General features: G+C 68.2%; 14 protein-coding genes. 5 read left to right on the forward strand and 9 right to left on the reverse strand.

Features of this window, described 5'->3' with window-relative positions:
• Nucleotides 1-17 precede the first annotated feature (17 nt).
• Nucleotides 18-1,001 carry a hypothetical protein gene (locus J2S63_RS04690; protein ID WP_310299273.1) on the reverse strand — a complete coding sequence of 328 codons (984 nt, stop codon included), beginning with the start codon at nt 999-1,001 and terminating at the stop codon, nt 18-20.
• A gap of 136 nt (nt 1,002-1,137) precedes the next feature.
• Nucleotides 1,138-1,794 (reverse strand): hypothetical protein, encoded by a 657-nt coding sequence (locus tag J2S63_RS04695; RefSeq protein ID WP_310299276.1) that lies wholly within the window; start codon nt 1,792-1,794, stop codon nt 1,138-1,140.
• 612 nt (nt 1,795-2,406) lie between these two features.
• Here J2S63_RS04695 and J2S63_RS04700 point away from each other — a divergent pair.
• Nucleotides 2,407-3,180 carry a hypothetical protein gene (locus J2S63_RS04700; protein ID WP_310299280.1) on the forward strand — a complete coding sequence of 258 codons (774 nt, stop codon included), beginning with the start codon at nt 2,407-2,409 and terminating at the stop codon, nt 3,178-3,180.
• A gap of 188 nt (nt 3,181-3,368) precedes the next feature.
• Here the strand turns inward: J2S63_RS04700 and J2S63_RS04705 are convergent, their stop codons facing one another.
• From J2S63_RS04705 to rpsO, 5 genes are all read right to left on the reverse strand, one after another.
• Nucleotides 3,369-4,565: a hypothetical protein gene (locus tag J2S63_RS04705; RefSeq protein ID WP_310299283.1), complete on the reverse strand. Its 1,197-nt coding sequence runs from the start codon at nt 4,563-4,565 to the stop codon at nt 3,369-3,371.
• Between the two features lie 151 nt (nt 4,566-4,716).
• Entirely contained in the window at nt 4,717-9,891 is a 5,175-nt protein-coding gene (locus J2S63_RS04710) for a sacsin N-terminal ATP-binding-like domain-containing protein (RefSeq protein WP_310299286.1), read from the reverse strand.
• 140 nt (nt 9,892-10,031) lie between these two features.
• A complete protein-coding gene (locus tag J2S63_RS04715; RefSeq protein WP_310299289.1) occupies nt 10,032-11,351 on the reverse strand; it encodes a M16 family metallopeptidase in 1,320 nt (439 codons plus the stop codon).
• A 5-nt stretch (nt 11,352-11,356) separates the two neighbouring features.
• A complete protein-coding gene (locus J2S63_RS04720) occupies nt 11,357-13,588 on the reverse strand; it encodes a polyribonucleotide nucleotidyltransferase (protein WP_310299292.1) in 2,232 nt (743 codons plus the stop codon).
• Nucleotides 13,589-13,855: 267 nt separating this feature from the next.
• Nucleotides 13,856-14,131: a 30S ribosomal protein S15 gene (gene rpsO / locus J2S63_RS04725; protein ID WP_310299294.1), complete on the reverse strand. Its 276-nt coding sequence runs from the start codon at nt 14,129-14,131 to the stop codon at nt 13,856-13,858.
• Between the two features lie 240 nt (nt 14,132-14,371).
• On the opposite strand from rpsO, the gene J2S63_RS04730 reads away from it, so the two are divergent.
• On the forward strand, nt 14,372-15,067 hold the full coding sequence (locus J2S63_RS04730; protein ID WP_310299297.1) for a hypothetical protein: 696 nt from the start codon (nt 14,372-14,374) through the stop codon (nt 15,065-15,067).
• A 4-nt stretch (nt 15,068-15,071) separates the two neighbouring features.
• On the opposite strand, the gene J2S63_RS04735 is transcribed toward J2S63_RS04730, so the two are convergent.
• A complete protein-coding gene (locus tag J2S63_RS04735) occupies nt 15,072-16,109 on the reverse strand; it encodes a hypothetical protein (protein WP_310299300.1) in 1,038 nt (345 codons plus the stop codon).
• Nucleotides 16,106-16,441: a PadR family transcriptional regulator gene (locus J2S63_RS04740; RefSeq protein WP_310299302.1), complete on the reverse strand. Its 336-nt coding sequence runs from the start codon at nt 16,439-16,441 to the stop codon at nt 16,106-16,108. The genes J2S63_RS04735 and J2S63_RS04740 overlap by 4 nt, the downstream gene beginning before the upstream one ends.
• Nucleotides 16,442-16,502: 61 nt before the next feature.
• Between J2S63_RS04740 and J2S63_RS04745 the strand changes: the two genes are divergently transcribed.
• The 3 genes from J2S63_RS04745 (at nt 16,503) to J2S63_RS04755 (ending at nt 20,321) form a co-directional block, all read left to right on the forward strand.
• A complete protein-coding gene (locus J2S63_RS04745) occupies nt 16,503-17,177 on the forward strand; it encodes a DNA alkylation repair protein (protein WP_310299304.1) in 675 nt (224 codons plus the stop codon).
• Nucleotides 17,178-17,271: 94 nt separating this feature from the next.
• Nucleotides 17,272-19,413, forward strand: a complete 2,142-nt coding sequence (locus J2S63_RS04750; protein ID WP_310299307.1) for a molybdopterin-dependent oxidoreductase — start codon at nt 17,272-17,274, stop codon at nt 19,411-19,413.
• Nucleotides 19,410-20,321 (forward strand): GNAT family N-acetyltransferase, encoded by a 912-nt coding sequence (locus J2S63_RS04755; RefSeq protein ID WP_310299308.1) that lies wholly within the window; start codon nt 19,410-19,412, stop codon nt 20,319-20,321. The genes J2S63_RS04750 and J2S63_RS04755 overlap by 4 nt, the downstream gene beginning before the upstream one ends.
• Nucleotides 20,322-20,384 lie beyond the last annotated feature (63 nt).

Genomic DNA, 20,384 nt, shown 5'->3' on the forward strand with positions numbered 1-20,384 from the left:
GGTGGCACGACCAGGCCCTAGCGCAGCGGAACCGTCGAGCGCATGACTCGAATACCTTCAAGGTCCACAGTGGCGAGGAAGTCTTCAACGGTCTCTTCGTGGCCGTCCGGGGCCAAGGGGCCGAGTCGCACTGACCGCACCGGTAGTTGTAGCGATGAGTTTGATGCCCTTTCAGGGAAGTACGGGTGACTGAGGTCATGACCGTCGGGCGACCGCCCCAACTCGCGATAAGCGACAATCCCGCTATCCGTCGGCCGGTACTTCATGTAATCGGCGCCCAGCAGGTGAGTCACCACTGTTCGCACTTCGTGCTCGCCTGAGAACCCGTCCGTCTTCACAAGGTGGGCAAGAGTCGCTAGGTCGCTTATTGCCACCGCCTGCAATTCGCTCCGCCAGACGTCGTGCTCCTGCTCCTGCTCAGCAGAGCTGAGAGTCGGGTCTGGGGGCGGCGGTGTGGCGGTGGTCATGGCGCGCCATAGATCTGTAACGGCTAGTTGCACCTCACGAGGGTCGTATACGACTCTCAGCCAGGGAGCGACGAAGACGACATCGAAGTCGATCTCTATCCGCTCGGGATGCGGACTGGCAGCTGGAGGTCTCCCTCCATCCGCGATTGCAGCCAGGGGTGCAGATGGATCCAACTCGATGGCATAACCACGGGAGGCCCCTCCATAAAGGCGCCACTGGTTCGCGTCGTCGCCCCGCAGGGATGCGCAGAGAATGCAGACGTGTCGAACTTTGTCCAAAGGATCCCGAGCCCAGTCCCTCAACCAGGTCAGAGTGCCATCTCCCGGGTGCGCGGATAGCAGGTCATCGATCACTTCGGTGATGAGTTTCCAGCCCTGAAGGATCTCAGCGTGGTCGTTCATGCTGGTGGCCTGCGAGGCCCAGAGACGTCGGGCTCGCAAGGCACCGATCATGCCGCCCGAGGACGTGTAGTGATAGATGGGGTCCGTGACAGGGACCAATGGGCCGCGTTCGCGCGACAGAAGGCTCGCCACGGCTGAGACCCTATGCCAGTTCGCTTCCTGGATCCCGCGCGTCCTCTGGGATCTCACCTACTTGTGGGTTGTCAGCATCATGGACCGAGACGCGCGGCAGACGCAGTGACGCTGGTCGGTGCACGTCGGGCAGGCATTAGGTCGGGTCGGAAATGCCGTCGCCGTGGCTGAGGAGCACAGCCGCCCAGGCGAGCCGGGTGCCGAGCGGGGGAGGCTGGAGGTTCCACTCGTGAGCATGTACGAGCGGGACCTTTCCAAGCGCCTGGAGTTCTCTCGTAAGTTCAACTCGGTCGTCTTCAGAGAAGAAGCTGCCAGGAACCGCAACGGAAGCCTCTTCAAGTAGCTCGGCGGCTTCAACAAGCGTTCCAAGATGCTGCCGCCACAACTGGTCGTACGCGAATTCAGCTATGTGGTCGCGGAACTCTGGCTTCTCCGTAACCAGGATCCCACCGGGTGCGCCCCAGCAGCGCCTTAGAACCTCCCCAGCGGAAAAGTGGACTGCTCGACTCGTAGCGGAGTGCAGATACTCGTACTCATCTCGAAGGCCGACTTCATTGGCGACCCACGCGGTCGACGGAAGGGTCCCCTGCCATCCCCAAGCGGTGCGGAGTTGACGCAGTTCATCCCTGATCTGCACGAGGGTGCCTGCTTGTGCATCCACGAAGCCCGGTGGATACCACAAGTCCAGCGACATGACCCGATCGCCCACATAGTCTCGTTGCGCTACAAGCGAGCGAATCGCGTCCCACCGACCCATGGCTAGAAGCAGCGAGTTGGCGTCGCTGCTGCTCATCCGAGATAGCAGTGCGATCCAGAGTCGCTCCTCAAGGTACGCGCGCACTAACGAAACGGCGAGGTGACCATGCCCTGCTCGTCCTAGAGCGACCGCCCCTTGCAGCGCGTCGGTCTGTCGGCGAAGACAGTTGTTGACTGTAAGCCCCCGCAAGTTTGGAAGGTCAGCATCCCAAGCTAGCGGGCCGAATCGCACCGTCTCGCGGATCGCGGAAGCGAACCTGCCTAACGCCGCCAGTCGCGTACCAATGCCACTCCCGTCCTCGCCCCCCTCGGCCATCGAGGCCCTCGCTTTCCGATCAGATGAATGATCCACTGCTTATCGGCCGAAGTTAGTCCCTGGGCGCGCAGTCAGGGCTGAGCGCCCCGAGAAAGGTCGACCTAGTCCGGACGACAAGGCGGCGGGATGTCGCAGCTTGCGGCTCGAATCAGAGTCATTCACCGTCGTCTTGGATGCCTCAGTACTGTCACGCGTCCAGACCTGGCGGCGAAGTCGTGGTGGCGGCGGCACCCTGACAAGTTGGTACAAACCCGCTCAGCAAATGGGTCCCGTTCTTTGGCCAGCCGAATGAGGTCCCGACTCATCCGCTCCTGGACACTTATCTTTCGTCTTATGAGCGTGCGTAAATCTCGTCGCGATGAAGCTGGCAGCATGTCGGAAGGCGTGGTCACCGGGGTGCTCAGTGGACTCGTCACCGCTGGTCTCATCGCTTTATTCACGTTCGTCTCGCGAGACCAACTGGCCGAGCTTGTGACTCGTAGGTATCCCACATGCGACGCCCCGCGCGGACTCACCGAAGTGCCGCGCGAACTCGTCCACCCCGACGGTGAGGCGCTGTCATCGCCTGACTACTCTCCGACAAACGCGACAGACGGGTATCTGGGAAGCACTTGGATTCCACCACTTCGGCCCGAGAGTTTCGACGCACATCAGGCGCTGTACTACAACAGCGTTGACCGGAACACGTTGACGCTGCGGTTCGACCGCAGTGTCGACGTAGCGCTCGTGTGTGTAAACAATGGCGCCGCCATCTCGGGCACGATTTACCAGAACTGGGGTAAGGCCCGCACGGTATCCGTTTGGACAAGACATGACAGCGATGCACAGGTGACCACCCTGCGTGTGCAGCCAACTGAGGCACTACAGGTCCCGCAGCAAGTGGCGCGAGACCTGGGCCAAGTCCAACAACTGTCCATAACTTTGCTCGACTCATACGCTGGCCTGCGAGTCGAAACTTACGATCCGCAGTCGTGCGGCTTTGAGGCTGATTACACGGATCTTCCGGATGGTGAACAAGCAAAGTCGCGATACACCGACGGCTGCTTTCGAGCGCCTATCCCTAGGGCTGGCCTGTCCGAGGTCACTGTGTTCACGCGTGACGACTAGCTCCATGCGACTACCGATGATGAGGGCGTGCGGGAAGCCTGAACTCGGTGACACATGCCCCGACAGACGCCCGTGAGGCGGACTCCAGGCCACGCCATCTCGCGGCGGATTGACGCACGCGGCGGCTACACCCGCGCTGGTGAACGGATGAATCGAAAGCCCTTCGAGCGGGTCAATCTCTCCTGGGCCTACTGGTCGCCGGGCCAAGCCTCGCCTGGTGGCCAAGGGTCCGGAAGTCCGAAGAGCTGGTCCGCCTTCGTGGCGGCTGTGACCTCAACCAGCGTGCCGTCGGCAATGCTGAGCGTGTCGCCAGGAAACCCAACCGCTTCGGGAAGTTCGTGGATCGGGTTCGGGTGCCGCCACAGGGTCGTCTCCGCGCGCTGCACGTAGTAGGGCATGAGCTGATTCACGAGAAGAACGCCAGAGACGTTGCGGTTGGTCCAGGTCGGTGGCGTGCCGAAGTAGCCATCTGGCCGCCGGACTTCCCGGGTGACCATTGAACCGTCGGGCGCCTCGTCGATCTGAACGGCGACGTGTCCGTACATAGCGTTGCTGCTGTGCCAACGGTCCCTGTCGTGGATATACGTGCCGACCGCGATGATGAACGGCGTTCCGAGGTCCCCGTACTCGTGGTGCTTCGTGGCTAGGGCCTTCTTGATCGCCGGTGCGTCGTCGATGAAGTCGACACCCGTGTGCCCGTAGACAGCGATCGCCCGGTCGTTCGGCCCCGTGCCTCGGGCATCGGGCTTCTTGGGAACCGCCCTGAACCTGACCGCCCAGTCATCGTGTTCCCATCGACGCGTCGGTGCTGCGTCCGCATCCCAGGGGGCATCGGGGTCGAGCTCCGCGAGCCAGCGTCGGAGGTCCTTCCGAAGGCGCGCTGAGGCGGGTGGCGATGCCCCCTCTTCGAGCTCGTCCAGCCACAGCATGAAGTTGGGGTCGCCCAACTGATTCACCGTGTCGAACAGCACGGCTCGGCGTTGCGCTGCCGCCTTCTCGGCCGGAGTCGAGCCGGGCGCCACGGCCTCGATGAAGATCCGAAGGTTGTCGCGCTCTGCCAGGAAGTCCGGGCGGCGCCTGGTGCCCCGAACCTTGGGATGGATGGTGACGCTGTACCCAGCCCTTACGAGGCTTTCGTGCAAGTAGAGCTCGAGGAACGCGCTGCGGAATTGCTCGTCGTCGCGGGACCGGAACCGCTGGCGCAGGTCGTTGTGCTCCTGCTCGCTGGGGATGTGATCGAGCCACTCCTGCATGAGAGCGCGAGGGTGCTCCCAGTAGTCACCCGCGATGCGGTTGAGGAACTCAAAGGTCGACTCCTGGTGGGTCGATGGCGTGGCGTCGGTTCGCTCGAAGTCATCGAACAGTGGTTGGCGTTGTCCCCCCATGCAGGCCAGCGTGCCAGCACCTGCCGGCCGCGACGTGGTCAGGCGCGTGCTGCATGCGGGGTGTCGCCGAGGGGGGTATCTGCTCTCGGCAGATCCGGTGAGTCACCCGACGCCGACAGGCGGCGAGGTGATGCTGCCACGTTGTTGCGGATCAGCCGTTTGCGAGGTCGAACCTGAACTTCATTTGTCTGCCCTCCCTGCGGAAGAGCCGAGCCTGACTTCCGAGTGGATTGGGTAGCCACATGAAGGTGCGCAGTTCATCGGTGAGCACATTGGCTACAAACAGGATCGTGTACTGCTCGTGCGGCGCGAGGTCGAGCGCTCGCGTGATCTCAACCTCCGGCAGACTGAAGATTGTGTCGTCGCCCGTGCTGGCCTTGACCTCGATCAGGTAGGTCACCTCGCCCATGGGAACGCTGAAGTCGTAGCCGAGGGAGTCGTCGCCGAGCAGTCCGCCGAGGATGTCGTTGCGATATCCCGAGCACCAGGTCTCTTCGCGCAGCAGCCCGAAGTTCGCCTCAATCCAGTGGGCCGCGAACAACTCGCCGGCAAGGCCGATGTTCTGGATCTTCTCTGGAGGAGGCGACGACGCGCGGATCGGCTTCGTTGGTTTGCTCGGGTCCTTGGGCGATCGTTCGGACAGTTCGTTCAACGAGGCCAGAGTCGGCAGGCTGCCGAGTGAGGCCACCGAGAGGCGGGATGCGATCGCTTCGTCAAGTCGGAGCAGATCGTCGGGTTCGCCGGTAAATGTGTCGCCGCCGTACTCGATGGCCGACTTGCGGCGCTTCTCGTCCTCTGCGGCCGCTCGCCTTCGTTCTCTGGCCTGCTTGAGGTCGTCTTGTGTGATGCCGAGGTCTTTCTGGCTCAACGTGCGGGGCATGTCGTGAGGCCAGTAGCCGTGCTCATGCAACCAGCCGACGAGTTCCTCGGACGTTCGCTCGGCGAAGTCCAGGAAGCCGGAGCTCCTGATCTGCGCGGCGACTGAGGCGACGTCGATTGGAGCCGGCACCGTGGCTTGGTTGAGTTCACACCAGGTGAGCACGGAGTCGCGGGACGTCGTGAGCGGCTGAGTCAGTGGGCGTCCCCGAAGCTCCTCGACCGGCGGCAGGCTGCTGCTCGCTGGTGGCCCGGCAACTCTCTCCAGCCAGTCGTCCGTGTGGGTGGCCATGATCTCGGGTGGGAGGTGCCAGAATTCTTCGGCCCAGGAGGGTTCGGCGTGCAGCTCCGGCAGCCCGGTCAGCTCCACGTACGACGCCATCGCGGCGGGGTCGGCCGCGACCCGCTCCGCGAATCGGTCACGGAGCTCGTCGAGGAGAGCGGATCGCCGAGACGCGAGGTAGTGGGAGAAGGCGCGGCCGTGCGCGTCGCCGTTCGACAGGGGCTCGAACCCGAGAAGTTTGAGGCCCGCGTTGGCGTCGGCCAGCGTCACGATCCCGTCCTCGACCGGTCCCCAGACGCGCCCGCTGTCGGCATAACCGAGAAGTGCGGCCGCGTCAGCTCCGGTCGAAGCACCGAGCCTCGCCCTGAGCCAGATCTCCAGCTCTGCACGGTCGTCGTCGTGGCTGCTCTCGCGCAGTTCCTCAGCCAGCTCGGGGGCGACTGTAGCAAGCACCGCCACCAGCACCGACAGGTCTGGCCGGATTCCTCCACGCTCTGCGTTCGCGATCTCTACGTCCGCCAGGTGTAGCCCCAGGGCGTCCGCGAGGTCCGACAGAGAAGGGGTGCCGCCTTGCACTAGCGACTGCAGGTCTATGAGGGCGAGCCGGAGGTCCTTGAACACCCCAGATGCACCGATCGCCTGGCAGATACCCTCGGCGGCGATCTCGGCGAGCTTGACTCGGCTCTGGCCGGATCCACCGCGAACCAGCACCAGCCCGGTGCCGTCGTCTTGTTCGACAAAGCACGACATGTGCCTGGTCGTCTCCTCGACTTCGTGTCCTGCTACGGACGTGGAGAACGTGTCGACCAGCGCGATCCGTGTAGTGCGCAGATCGAGGGCCGTCCTCTCCAGCTGCCGATCGGTCCGCCGCGCGATCCCCTGCTGGTGGGAGAGCACGAGCAGCACGAGGGTCTCCAACCAGTCTCCGATGACCTCCAGGACCGGTCCTGTCAATGCAGGATCGGTGAATCTGACGGCGATCTCGGCGTCCGCGACTGAGCGGAAGCGGGGTGACACGGTCGAGGCGAGGAAGTCTCCGACACGCTTGGACAACTGTCGGTCGGAGAATCCGAGCCGCGCAAGCGGTACATACGCCAGCAGCGACGCCTGGGGGAGGTCAGGCACCGCGTAGTAAACCGGCTCGCCGTCCGCGGTGAGATCGGCGATCTCGACCTGCGCCTCGCGCTCGACCAGAACGCCTCGAGGCCTGCGGGTGTTCGAGCCGCTCTCGGTCTGAGCGAGGTGCTGCAACCAGCTCCTCTCGTACTCGGCACGGGTCCCACGGACCCACGACCCCGCTGCCGCGATCAGGTCCGCCAGGTGGTCGATCCGATCGACAGCGGCATCGGCGGCGTCCCAGTGACGGAGCCCGAGTCGGCGCAGGCGCGTAACGGCAGTGGGACCGATGACGCGACGGAGATGGGTCGCGGCCGACGGCAGATAGGAGGGCAGGTCCTCGCTCACCCACCAGGCCTCGGTGAGCTTGACGAGGCTCGGTGTCGTGCGGTCGTTGGGCTCGCGCTGAGGGAACCAGGCCTCGGATACCAAGAACGTCGTGAGGAACGACGGCCATCGGCACCGGTCGGCGCTCGCACGTCGGTAGAACACGGCGTCGAAGACGTCATCTTCCCAACGGTCTAGGCCCGCCAGCACCAGCTCGCCGTACACGTCACGAACAGCAAGCGAGAAGCTCGGCCAGTCGAGCTGCCCGGGCAGCATCGCGTTGCTCACCAGGTCGTAGGGGACGCCGGTGTAAGTGGCCTTCTCCCGCGTCCATTTATCCGCCGCACCTAGCCACTGCGCGCGGATCTCGGCGGTCACCCAAAAAGGCAGCTGGGCCGGTGCGATCGTCGCTGGATGGTTGAGGAGGTGACCCGACTGCTTCCACGGCGTATGGGCGGGCTCGACGGGCCACAGGCCGTGCACGACGCCGGCTCGCTCCAGGAACGTGCGCATGAGTTCACGCAGCGAGGGGTCGTCGAGCCAGTCCTCGGGGGCGAGGACGACCGACTCGGAGACGGCCCGCAGCTCGGGCACGTCGCCGGTCTCGCGGAGCAGACGTGCGAGTGCATCATCTACCCACTCCTCTTCGCCGCCCCAGCCGCGACCGAAGAAAGCAGCGTCGGCCGAGATCCAGCCCGATCGCGTAGGGACGCGGAACGGGGTGGTGGGGAACGACTCCTCTCCCAGCGGACTCCGAGCTTGCCGCCAGACATCCAAGGCGTAGAGGAGCGCCTGCGCCAGCCCTTCGTCCGTCAGATCGGCCTCGTCCATCACCTCGGCAACGACCTTGAGGATGTCCTCAGTTCCGAACTCCGCGACGCATCCCCCCAGCCACTCCTTTCCGGGCCGATTGCTCTGGTCTCTCTTCCACGGGATGTCGTCCCGTACGTAAGCGAGGCGTCCCGTCACTGCCGCAGGCGGTTGCCTCCGGGTTCCTATGTCGCCACGTGCGGGTGGGAAGAACACGGTCGGCTGGCCTGGCGCTCCGTTGGCGGCAAGCAGTCCGTCCGCTCCGATCACGATGCGCGCTCCGGCGAGTCCTGTGTGTCCGGGGAGGCCCACGGCCAGCTCGTCGTAGAACTTGGCCCAGACCTTGGCCTTGACGTTTTCGCGGAGAAGGCCTGCAGCGCAGGTCTCGGCGAAGGACACCAGCATCGGTCGTGTGGGCTTCCAGGTCTCCGCGAGCCCGAGCGCAAAAGCCAGTCGCTCGACCCGCGTCAGCCGGTCCGCTCCCAGGTGTGGGGAGACGAGGACCCCGAGCTGCTCCGCCTCGAGCCGTTCCGGGCTGAAGCGCTTGCCGACGGGCTGCCAAAGCGACCCCTTGGCGACCGAGACTCTGGACCCTGGAACCCGCGATGGCAGGATCGGCATCTCGTCTAGCGACCGACTCCGCAGAGTGAGCGCCTTCTTCAGCCTGGTCAGGCTTCCGACCGACCAGCAGGCGACATCGACGAGCGTCCCGTCAGGCAGGTCCAGATCACCCTCAGTCGCCGCGACCAAGAGGTCGGCCGCCAGTTCCGCTGCCTCATCGAGGAAGAGCGCGTTGATGGGATAGTCCTCGTCGAGTGAACGTCTGTTGAGGCTGGAGAAGAACGGCGCTTGGAGGTAGGCGGGAAGGGGGCACGTGACCTGCTCTCCCATTGGCAGGAAGTTGTAGAGCCGAGGCGACTCCAACGAGTCGCCAGCCGACAAGGCGAAGACAACCTCGGCATCGCCCTTCCACGCATCCCAGCCCGGCAGGTGGGCGCCCGCTTCGCGAGTGGCGGTGATGGCGTCGAGAACCTTACGTTCTGCCACAGTGCGGCGGGCGACGATGAACTCGGATCCGTCCTGCAGGAGAGCGGTACTCACCCCGTGGGAGGGGGCTAGGTCGTCCACGAGGCGGGTGAGGCTGACAGGATCCGGGGCATCGTCGCCGACGACCTGGATTTCGATGGTCTCGATCCGGTCAAGGAACAGATGCAAAGGGACATCGCTGCCGGACACCTCATCAAGCTCGCCGCGGGCATTGGCCAAGGCACGCCTCGACTTCAGCGGAAGCCGGATGACGGTGCAGAACCCGACGGCGCCCAGCTCCACGACCCTCACCGGAGCCGACTCGAGCGGGAAGGTCAGGGTGAGCGTTGAGATGTTGTCGGCCAACTCGGCCGCGTCCGCGTCGATTCCGTTCGCCACCCGCTCGAAGTCTTCCGGCTCGCCGAAGCGGAAGGTAAACCCATCGAAACTGTGCGATTCGGGGGCCGCCTTGCTGTAGACCTCGGGACGGTCACTGAACTGCAGGACGCTCTTGAAGCCGACGCCTTTGTTGCCAATTCCTTCGCTCGGGGGCTTGTCGCTCAGCGCCACTGACACGATTGCGTTGAAATTTGCCTCGGACAGCGGGAGCCCGCCGTTGGCTACGTAGAGCGTGCCGCACGCTCCCTCGGTCTCATCGAGGAGAATGCGGATTTGGCCGTCCTCGGAGCCCTTCGGGTGCGCGTCGTGCGCGTTCTGGATCAGTTCGATCAGCGTCCGGCCGTGATAGTCAGCCGAGATGATTCCCTCGATGAACCGCTTCACCTGGAGTGTTGGAAGCTCGCCGTTCCTCCGGCCATGGAGGTACTGCTCGACGGGCCACGCAGCCTTCTTCTCGATCAGTGCGCGGAATTCGGGCGTGGGCAGCACCGCGTCACCTCATCCGAGCTGTCTGCGCGCCGATCACATCGCGAGGGTACGGCGAACTGCACGATCAGGTGGCCGCGATCGTGGACCGACCCGCCAGCCCACTGAAACGCGTGAGTCTTAGTGGGCGGTAGGACGCGGGCTCAGCGGCGCGGGCCGGCGACCGCGAGGATCTCCGGCTGAGCAAACAGCTCCCGAGCCAGGTCATGCACCTCGCCAGGGGTCACGCCCTCGATCCGGGCGAGCGTCTCGTCGATGCCCGGCAGGTCGCCGTACAGCAGGTCGGCCTTCGCAATGCGGGACATGCGGGAGGCGGAGTCCTCGAGGCCGAGGACCAGTCCCCCGCGCAGCTGGCCCTTGCCGCGGGCCAGCTCCTCCTCGGTCACGCCATCCGCGGCGAGCGCCGCCAGCGAGGCGCGGACCACGTCGAGCACCTCGTCGAGCTTGCGCGGCAGGCACGACAGCCCGACGCACAGGGCGCCGGAGTCGGCGGTGTGGACCGGGTAGGAGTAGACGGAGTAGGCCAGGCCGCGCTCCTCGCGCACCTCCTGGAACAGCCGCGACGACGAGCCGCCGCCGAGGATCGTCGACAGCACGCCCAGGGCGTAGCGGCGCTCGTCCTCGCGGCCGATCGCGTTGAAGCCGAGGATGACGTTCGACTGCTCGAACGGCCGGGAGATCGAGAGGGTGCGACCGACGGCTTTCTTGAACGGCGTGGCCGGCCGCCGCGAGATCGGAGCGGCGGCCTCGGAGGACGGGAAGACGAACGCCCGCTTCACCCGGCGTACGACGGCCGCGTGGTCGACGTTGCCGGCGACGCCGATGACCATGTTGGCGGCCGTGTAGTGCCGCCGGTAGAACCGCTGGATCTGCGACCGGGTCAGCACCGAGACCGACTCGGCGGTCCCACCGACCGGGCGACCGAGAGGCGTGGCGCCCCAGGCGGCCTCGGAGAAGAGGTTGGCGACGACGTCCTCCGGGTCGTCGTCGTGCATGGCGATCTCGTCGAGGATCACCTCGCGCTCGGCCTCGACGTCGTGCGCACGCAGCAGCGAGTTGCAGAGCATGTCCCCCAGCACGTCGACCGCAAGGGGCAGGTCGTCGTCGAGGACGCGGGCGTGGAAGCAGGTGTACTCACGCGCGGTGAAGGCGTTGAACTCGCCACCGACGGCGTCCATCGACGCCGAGATCTCCAGCGCGGAGCGCGTGGGCGTGCCCTTGAAGAGCAGGTGCTCGAGGAAGTGGGAGGCCCCGGACAGCCGGGGCGACTCGTCACGCGACCCGGTGCCGACCCAGACACCGATGCTGGCCGACCGGACACCGGGCATGGCCTCCGTGATGACGCGGAGGCCGTTGGGGAGAAGACTCCGCCGGACCGTGGAGACCACGGTGCCGGCGGAGTCCTGCTCCTTCAGAACGGTGCGGGTGGTGCCCGGCGCCTGCTCGGTGAACCGTGCAGGCACGCGGGTCACTCGCTGTCGTCGGTGGCGTCAGCCGCGTCGTCGGAGCCCTCAGCGGACTCCTCGACGACCGGGATCAGCGACAGCTTGCCCCGGTCGTCGATCTCGGCGATCTGGACCTGGATCTTCTGGCCGACGGACACGACGTCCTCGACGGCCTCGACCCGGCGGCCACCGGCCAGCGAGCGCAGCTTGCTGATGTGCAGCAGGCCGTCCTTACCGGGCAGCAGCGAGATGAAGGCGCCGAAGTTCGTCGTCTTGACCACGGTGCCGAGGTAGCGCTCGCCGATCTCGGGCATCGTCGGGTTGGCGATCGCGTTGACGGCCTGGCGGGCAGCCTCGGCAGCCTCGCCGTTGGTCGCACCGATGTAGATCGTGCCGTCGTCCTCGATGGACAGCGACGCACCGGTGTCGTCCTGGATCTGGTTGATCACCTTGCCCTTGGGGCCGATGACCTCACCGATCTTGTCGACGGGGATCTTGACGGTGATGATGCGCGGCGCGAGCAGGCTCATCTCGGCCGGCTCGGCGATCGCCTCGGCCATCACGTCGAGGATCTCCATGCGCGCGTCACGGGCCTGCGACAGCGCCGCGGCCAGGACCTCGGCAGGGATGCCGTCGAGCTTGGTGTCGAGCTGCAGCGCGGTGACGAACTCACGGGTGCCGGCGACCTTGAAGTCCATGTCGCCGAACGCGTCCTCGGCACCGAGGATGTCGGTCAGCGCGACGTACTCCGTCTTGCCGTCGACCTCGTCGGAGATGAGGCCCATCGCGATGCCCGCGACCGAGGCGCGCAGCGGCACACCGGCCTGCAGCAGCGACAGGGTCGAGGCGCAGACCGAGCCCATCGAGGTGGAGCCGTTGGAGCCCATCGCCTCGGAGAGCTGGCGGATCGCGTAGGGGAACTCCTCACGCGTCGGCAGCACCGGAAGGAGCGCACGACGGGCGAGCGCGCCGTGGCCGACCTCGCGACGCTTGGGCGAGCCCACGCGACCGGTCTCACCGGTGGAGAACGGCGGGAAGACGTACTTGTGCATGTAGCGACGCGTCTTCTCGGGGCTGAGCGTGTCGAGCTTCTGCTCCAGCGTCAGCATGTTGAGGGTGGTGACGCCCAGGATCTGGGTCTCGCCACGCTCGAACAGCGCCGAGCCGTGCACGCGCGGGATGATCTCGACCTCGGCGTGCAGGTCGCGGATGTCGGTCAGGCCGCGGCCGTCCATGCGGACCTTGTCGCGCAGCACGCGCTGACGCACGAGCTTCTTGGTGACCGAGCGGAACGCCGCACCGATCTCCTTCTCGCGACCCTCGAACTGCGGGCCGACCTGCTCCAGGACGGCGTCCTTGACCTCGTCGAGCTTGGACTCGCGCTCCTGCTTGCCGGCGATGGTCAGCGCCTGCGCCAGGTTGTCCGAGGCAGCAGCCTCGACCGCGTCGTAGACGTCGTCCTCGTAGTCGAGGAAGATCGGGAACTCCTGCACCGGCTTGGCCGCCTGCTTGGCCAGCTCGGACTGCGCGTCGCACAGCTGCTTGATGAAGGGCTTGGCCGCGTCGAGGCCGGTGGCCACGACGGACTCGCTCGGCGCCTCGGCGCCGGACTGGATCAGGTCCCAGGCGGTCTCGGTGGACTCCGCCTCGACCATCATGATCGCGACGTCGCCGGACTCGGTGACGCGGCCCGCGACGACCATGTCGAACACGGCGTGCTCGAGCTGGCTGTGCGACGGGAACGCCACCCACTGGCCCTCGATGAGCGCGACGCGCACGCCGCCGACCGGGCCGGAGAACGGCAGGCCGGAGAGCTGGGTCGACATCGACGCGGCGTTGATCGCCAGCACGTCGTAGGGCTGGTCGGGGTCGAGCGCCAAGACCGTGATGACGACCTGGACCTCGTTGCGCAGGCCCTTCTTGAAGGTCGGGCGCAGCGGGCGGTCGATCAGGCGGCAGGTGAGGATCGCGTCCTCACCGGGACGACCCTCGGACCGGAAGAACGAGCCGGGGATCTGGCCCACGGCGTACATCCGCTCCTCGACGTCGATCGTCAGGGGGAAGAAGTCGAAGTGGTCCTTCGGGTGCTTGCCGGCGGTCGTCGCCGACAGCAGCATCGTCTCGTCGTCGAGGTAGGCCGTGACGGAGCCGGCGGCCTGACGGGCCAGCAGGCCGGTCTCGAACTTGACGGTGCGGGTGCCGAACTTGCCGTTGTCCAGAACGGTCTCGACGGCGGAGATGACAGGTTCCTCCACGGGAACTCCTCTTCGTGCAGAGGAGCGAGCGCGAACGCGCTGGACGAGCCATGTGCTCGTGGAGCCGGGTCCCGGTGGACCTGAACGGCCGGTCTTCGATCGAGGCCTGCGGGGGATGTGATCACCCGAGGGCCACTACCGAGGACCGGGCCGACGATTCGGCTCGCTCCTGGTGGATGGATCTTCAGTTGTGGGGCGTCCCGGGTGCGGGACAGGGCCGAACGTAGTCGGAGCGGCCACCCGTGAGGGGTAGCCGCTCCGGCAAGTTCAGCGACGCAGTCCGAGTCGCTCGACGATCGAGCGGTAGCGCTCGATGTCCTGCTTCTGCATGTAGTTGAGCAGGCGGCGACGACGGCCGACGAGGAGCAGCAGGCCACGACGCGTGTGGTGGTCGTGCTTGTGCTGCTTGAGGTGCTCGGTGAGGTGGGCGATCCGGTGGCTGAGCAGCGCGACCTGGACCTCGGGGGAACCCGTGTCGCCCTCGGACAGGGCGTACTCGGCAGCGATCTTCTTCTTGGTCTCAGCGTCGGTACCTTGCGACAAGGCGTTCTCCTCGATGGGGGTCTCGTTGCGCGGCGCGCCGGGGCTTGTCCACCCGGGCACTCTCGATCCGCGGCCGTTCAGACGGCAACCTGGAGAGACTACCAACGCCCCTCGGGGAGACCCAAATCGCAGGTCAGACGCCCACCCGGGTCAGGCGGGCCGGTGCGGTCCGCGCTGCCCACACCTCGAGCGTACGGCGGCCCGTGGGAACGCGGACCGGCCGTCGGGAGTCGTCACGACATGAACGCTCGCCTGGTCGTCACCGCCGCCGTCCTCCTCGGTCTCGCCGCGTGCGGCGGTGACCCGCCCCGCACCATGTCGGGGGCCGGCCCGCGCACCGCCGACTTCGCGTACGACGACACCGGGGTCCCGATCGAGCCGGGGACCTACCGGGTGCCGCGCTCCCCGTGGTCGGCGGTCGACTTCACGGTGCGGTTCCCGCAGGGCTGGACCGCGCAGTACGGCCACGTCTACGCCGGCACCACCAGCGAGAAGACCGAGCACGGCTTCTATGCCGTCGTGGTCGACGAGATCTTCGCCGACGCGTGCCACCGCAGCGAGGTCGTGAAGAAGGTCGCCCCGGGGACCGACGCCCTCGTCGCGGCGCTGCGGCACCAGCCGGGACCGCGGGTGAGCAAGCCGGTGCGGACGACGATCGGCGGCCGGCCCGCGGTGCGTCTCGAGCTCCGCGTGCCGAAGGGGCTCGACCTCGGCGGCTGCCGCCTGACCCTCGACGGTGTCGACGGGCTCCAGATCTGGAAGAGCGTGCCGGCCGACAAGTACTTCGTGCTGCTCCCGGACTCGGTCTACACCGCCCACATCGTCGACGTCGACGGCCGGCACCAGGTGTTCCTGTCGTCCTACCGCACGGCGACCTCGGCCGCGGACCGCGCCGAGCTCCAGCAGGTGCTCGACTCGATCCGCATCGACTCCTGACCCCTCAGCGACCGGCCCTCCTCGTCGCGGCCGCCTTCTCCCGAGCCTTCTCGCCGGCCTCGATCGACGGCAGCGTCACGGGAGGTACGGCGACCAGCGGCGGTGGCACGAGCCGCGGCGGGCGGGGAGAGTGCCAGGCTCCCGGGAGCGCCTCGAACTGGTCGTACTGCGTGCGCTCGGGCAGCGGGAAGACGTTGTAGGCCTCGCTGTAGCGGCCCCCCTCGGCGTACCAGGGGAACGGCATCACGTCGGCACCCGTGGCGTCGTAGACATAGCCCGCGTCGAGCTCGAGCGGCTGGCCGTCCTGGTCGAACAGCTGCACCCCGACCAGCGGCTTGCCGTCGCGGTCGTAGGCGTAGACGTTGCGCACCGGCGTGCCGTCGAGCGAGAGGCCGGGGACGTAGGGGTACGACGTGTCGTGCACGTCGTAGGTGCCCGACGCGGGGAACTGCCCCAGCACCACCGGTGTCAACAGGACCGCGAAGGCGTTGAGCCCCACGATCGTCAGCCGCACCCACGCAGGACGACGCGGCCACAGCCGCCCGCGCCCCAGCTGGACGCTCAGGACCGCGGCCACGACCAGGAGCAGGAAGCCGACCGCGGGCCCCTCCACGCTCGGGACGGGTGTGGGGCGGCCGCCGTTCAGCATCGCCAGCAGCTGGACCGCGACCCACGCGCGGGCCACCCACCACACCGGACGCACCGCCTCGAGAAAGCCCCCGACCCCGGCGAGACCGGGGCGGTGCAGCACGCCGAGCGTGCGGTCGCGGGCGTCGTCGAGCAGGTCGGTCAGGCTGCCGCGGGGGCGCAGCCGGCCACGCGGGGTGAGGCCGGCAGCCGCGCGCAGCTCGGCGGCGTAGGCCGCGGGGTCGCCCAGGACATCTGGCCCCTGCTCGGCGACCAGGTCGGACAGGTCGGCGGCGAGTCCCTCGGTGAGGTCGTCGCGCTCCTCGGCGGGCAGGTCCGCGAGGTGGCGGCGCACCGCGGCGACGAACTCCTCCACCTCGGGACGGACGTCGAGCTGGATCGTGGGCTCGTTCATCGGGTGGCTCCTGTGGCGTTCGAGAGAAGCGTGGTGACGGAGGTGGCGAAGGCGTCCCAGTCCTCGCGCTGCCGCTTGAGCTGCGCCTTGCCGGTGGCGGTGATGCCGTAGTACTTCCGGTGCGGTCCGGACTCGCTCGGCACGACGTACGACGTCAGCGCGCCCGCCGAGTAGAGCCGCCGCAGCGTGCCGTAGACCGAGGCGTCGCCGACGTCGCCGAGCCCGGCCGTGCGGAGGCGGCGGACCACGTCGTAGCCGTAGCCGTCCTCGTCGTCGACCACCGCGAGCACCGCGAGGTCGAGCACCCCCTTGAGGAGCTGGGTGGTATCCATGCGCTGCACACTACTGCGGATCACGCGGTAGTGCGAGAGGCGACACACCAGGATCGTTCCCATGGGGCTGGTCGACACCGTGCTGAGCGAGCTCGCCTCACGGGCCGATCCGGAGCGGGCGCAGCGGCAGCGGGACTACATGAAGTCCGAGCTGCCGTTCCACGGCGTGAGCCTCCCGACGGTGCGGGCGCTGGTGACGGACGCGCTCCGCGACCACCCACTGACCTCCCGCGAGGAGTGGGAGGCGACGGTCCGTGACCTGTGGGACGGGGCCGCGTTCCGCGAGGAGAGGTACGCCGCCCTGGCCGTCGCGCGGTCGGATCGCCGCTGGCTCGACGCCCGGGTGCTCGGCCTCGCGCGGCACCTCGTCGTGACCGGGGCGTGGTGGGACCTGGTCGACGAGACCGCCTCCCACGTGGTCGGGCCCGCGCTGACGACGGACCCGGTCGCCGTCACGCCGGTGATGCGGGACTGGGCGGTCGCGCCGGACGTGTGGCTCCGCCGTACCTCCGTCATCTGCCAGCTCCACCGCGGCCCCGGGACCGACCTCGATCTGCTGCGGTTCGCCATCGAGGCCAACGTGGACGACGACTCGTTCTGGCTGCGCAAGGCGGTCGGCTGGGCACTGCGGCAGCACGCGCGCACCGACCCCGACTGGGTCCGCGCCGAGGTCGAACGGCTCGGCGACCGGCTCTCGCCGCTGTCCCGCCGCGAGGCGCTCAAGCACCTGCCGTAGCGGCGAACCTGTCACTTCCCGAGCGTTGCAACGCTCGGGGAGTGACAACTTCACTAGGTACCTAGTGAAAACGAGCCCGTGTGAGGATGCCCCCATGGCAGCCACCAGCACCGAGACCGTCCACGGCGTCTGCAACCTCTGCGAGGCGATCTGCGGGGTGCTGCTCACCGTGGAGCGGAGCCCCGAGGGGGACCGGGTGACCGGCATCAAGGGCAACCCCGAGGACCCCCTCTCCCGCGGCCACATCTGCCCCAAGGGCACGGCCCTGGCCGACATCCACACCGACCCCGACCGGCTGCGCAAGCCGATCCGCCGCGTGGGGTCCGAGTGGCACGAGATCGGCTGGGACGAGGCGATCGAGCTCGCGGTGACCGGCCTCGCCGACGTGCAGGACGAGCACGGCGACGACGCGGTCGGGGTCTACCTCGGCAACCCCAACGTCCACTCGCTCGGCGCGATGACCCACGGCAGCCAGGTCACCAAGGCGCTGCGCAGCCGCAACACCTACTCCGCCACCTCGGTCGACCAGCTGCCCCAGCAGCTGGTGGCCCACCTGCTCTACGGCCACCAGCTCCTGCTGCCCGTCCCCGACATCGACCGTTCCTCCCTGGTCGTGGTCTTCGGCGGCAACCCGATGGCCTCCAACGGCTCGCTGTGGACCGTCCCCGACTTCCCCCAGCGCCTGCGCGACCTGCAGAAGCGGGGCGGCCGTCTCGTCGTCCTCGACCCGCGCCGCACCGAGACCGCACGGGTCGCCGACGAGCACCACTTCGTGCGCCCCGGCACCGACGCCGCCGTCCTGCTCGCGATGGTCCACACGTTGTTCGCCGAGGACCTCACCCAGCCCGCGGAGTACGTCGACGGGGTCGACCGCGTCCGCGAGGCGGTCGCCGGCTTCACCCCCGAGTGGGCCGCCTCGGTCTCGGGGGTCGACGCCGACGTGATCGTCAAGCTGGCAAGGGACCTGGCGGGTGCGGACGCTGCTGCGGCGTACGGCCGGATGGGCGTGTCCACCCAGCCCTTCGGCACCGTCTGCGCCTGGGCGGTCAACGCGCTCAACATCCTCACCGGGCACCTCGACTCCCCCGGCGGCGCGATGTTCACCTCCCCCGCGCTCGACATCATCGGCCAGGGGCTGATCGGCCGAGGCGGCCACGGACGCTGGCGCTCACGGGTGCGCGACCTGCCCGAGTCCAGCAGCGAGCTCCCCGTCGCGACGCTGGCCGACGAGATGCTCACCCCCGGCGACGGCCAGGTGCGGGCGCTGCTCACGATGTCCGGCAACCCCGTGCTCTCGACCCCCGACGGCAGGCGGCTCGGCGAGGCCCTCGCGGGGCTGGACTTCATGGTCGCGGTCGACCTCTACCTCAACGAGACCACGCGTCACGCCGACGTGATCCTCCCGCCGACGTCGGCGCTCGAGCGCGACCACTACGACCTGGTCTTCCAGGCCCTCGCCGTGCGCAACACGGCCCGCTTCACCCCGGCGGTCGTCGAGCCCGCCAAGGGCACCCGCCACGACTGGCAGATCATGCGCGACCTCGCCCTCGGGCTCGTGGCCAGGCGGGAGGCGCGCACCGGCAAGAAGTCCGGGCTCCGCGCACGCGCCAAGCGTGAGCTGCGGCTGCGCACCTCCCCCACCGTGATGGTCGACCTCCTGCTGCGCCGCGGCCCGGCCAAGCTGTCGGTCCGCGCGCTCAAGAAGTCGCCGAACGGCGTCGACCTCGGCCCCCTCGAGCCCCGCCTGCCCGGTCGCCTCAAGACCACGGACAAGCGCATCGACCTCGCCCAGCCGATGGTCCTCGACGTGCTCGCCCGCGTGCGCTCGTCCCTGGCCGCCCCGGCGGGCGACGAGCTGCTGCTGATCGGCCGCCGCCACCAGCGCGACTGCAACTCCTGGATGCACAACACCGAGCGCCTCACCAAGGGCAAGGCCCGCCACCACCTGCTGATGCACCCCTCCGACCTCGCCTCGCGCGGCCTCGAGGACGGCGCCGTGGTCCAGGTCAGCTCCCGGGTCGGCAAGGTCGCCGTCGAGGTCAGGGCGACCGAGGACGTCATGCCAGGGGTGGTGTCGCTGCCCCACGGCTACGGCCACGGCGCCCCCGGCACCCGCCTGTCGCACTCCAACGGCGTCGCCGGCGTCAGCATCAACGACCTCACGGACCCCGAGGCGCTCGACGTCTCCGGCAACGCCGCCCTCAACGGTGTGCCGGTGACGGTGACGACCTCTTGATCGAGCTCTACGACGACCCCGACGCGTTCCTCGCCGTCGCCGAGGACCACCTGCGGGCCGACCCCGTCGTCTCGACGGTGCTCGCCACCGCCACGCTCGCCGACCGGCGGGACCGGGCCGACGGTGTCCCCCTGCCCCACCGGCCCCGCTGGTGGGCGGTCTCCCGCACCGGGTCCGAGGTCACCGGCTGCGCCTTCCGCAGCCCGACCCCCTTCCCGCCGTACCTCCTGCCGATGCCGGACCGCGACGCGCGCGCCCTGGCCCGCGCCCTACACGAGCGCTGCGAGGACGTGCGCGGGGCGTCCGGTGCGACGGAGGCCTGCGAGGCGTTCGCCGCCGGGTGGTCGGCGCTGACCGGCGCCCGGTCCCGCGCACTGGTGTGGTCCCGGCTGTTCGAGGCCCCTGCGATCGAGCCGCCCGCGGGCGTCCCCGGGGAGCTGCGTCGCGCCGGTGCCGCCGACCTCGACGTCGTCGTCGACCACCTCGCCGGCTTCCAGCACGACGCGGAGGTCCAGGCCGGCCGGGACGGCAGCGCCCGCGCCTACGACGACCTCGACCGCGACGCCGCGCTGCGCCGGATCCGCGCCGGCGAGTTCTGGGTGTGGAGCGTCGACGGGCAGGTCGTGAGCTCGGTCGGTGGCCACGACGACGTGTTCGGCGCCTCGCGGGTCGGGCCGGTCTACACCCCGCCGCAGCACCGGCGGCACGGGTACGCCGCCGCCGCGACCGCGGCCCTCTCCCAGCGGCTGCTCGACCGGGGCGTGCGGCCCTGCCTGTTCACCGACCTGGCCAACCCGACGAGCAACGGCATCTACACCCGCATCGGCTTCCGGCCCGTCCGCGACACCGTCGAGCTGACGTTCACCGACCGCACCGACCGCACCGACTGGGCGCACGCGCTCGCGTAGCACGCCCGCGCAGGGTCCCCAAGACCGTCCGGTCCGTGACCGCGGTTTGTCGAGGTCAAAGAC

Source organism: Nocardioides marmoribigeumensis (genome assembly GCF_031458325.1).
GTDB lineage: Bacteria > Actinomycetota > Actinomycetes > Propionibacteriales > Nocardioidaceae > Marmoricola_A > Marmoricola_A marmoribigeumensis.

Coding starts and splice junctions, on each gene's coding strand:
- J2S63_RS04730 (WP_310299297.1), top strand. CDS start 14,372: ATGAACGCTCGCCTGGTCGTCACCGCCGCCGTCCTCCTCGGTCTCGCC.
- J2S63_RS04740 (WP_310299302.1), bottom strand. CDS start 16,441: ATGGATACCACCCAGCTCCTCAAGGGGGTGCTCGACCTCGCGGTGCTC.
- J2S63_RS04745 (WP_310299304.1), top strand. CDS start 16,503: ATGGGGCTGGTCGACACCGTGCTGAGCGAGCTCGCCTCACGGGCCGAT.
- J2S63_RS04735 (WP_310299300.1), bottom strand. CDS start 16,109: ATGAACGAGCCCACGATCCAGCTCGACGTCCGTCCCGAGGTGGAGGAG.
- J2S63_RS04700 (WP_310299280.1), top strand. CDS start 2,407: ATGAGCGTGCGTAAATCTCGTCGCGATGAAGCTGGCAGCATGTCGGAA.
- J2S63_RS04705 (WP_310299283.1), bottom strand. CDS start 4,565: ATGGGGGGACAACGCCAACCACTGTTCGATGACTTCGAGCGAACCGAC.
- J2S63_RS04695 (WP_310299276.1), bottom strand. CDS start 1,794: ATGAGCAGCAGCGACGCCAACTCGCTGCTTCTAGCCATGGGTCGGTGG.
- J2S63_RS04750 (WP_310299307.1), top strand. CDS start 17,272: ATGGCAGCCACCAGCACCGAGACCGTCCACGGCGTCTGCAACCTCTGC.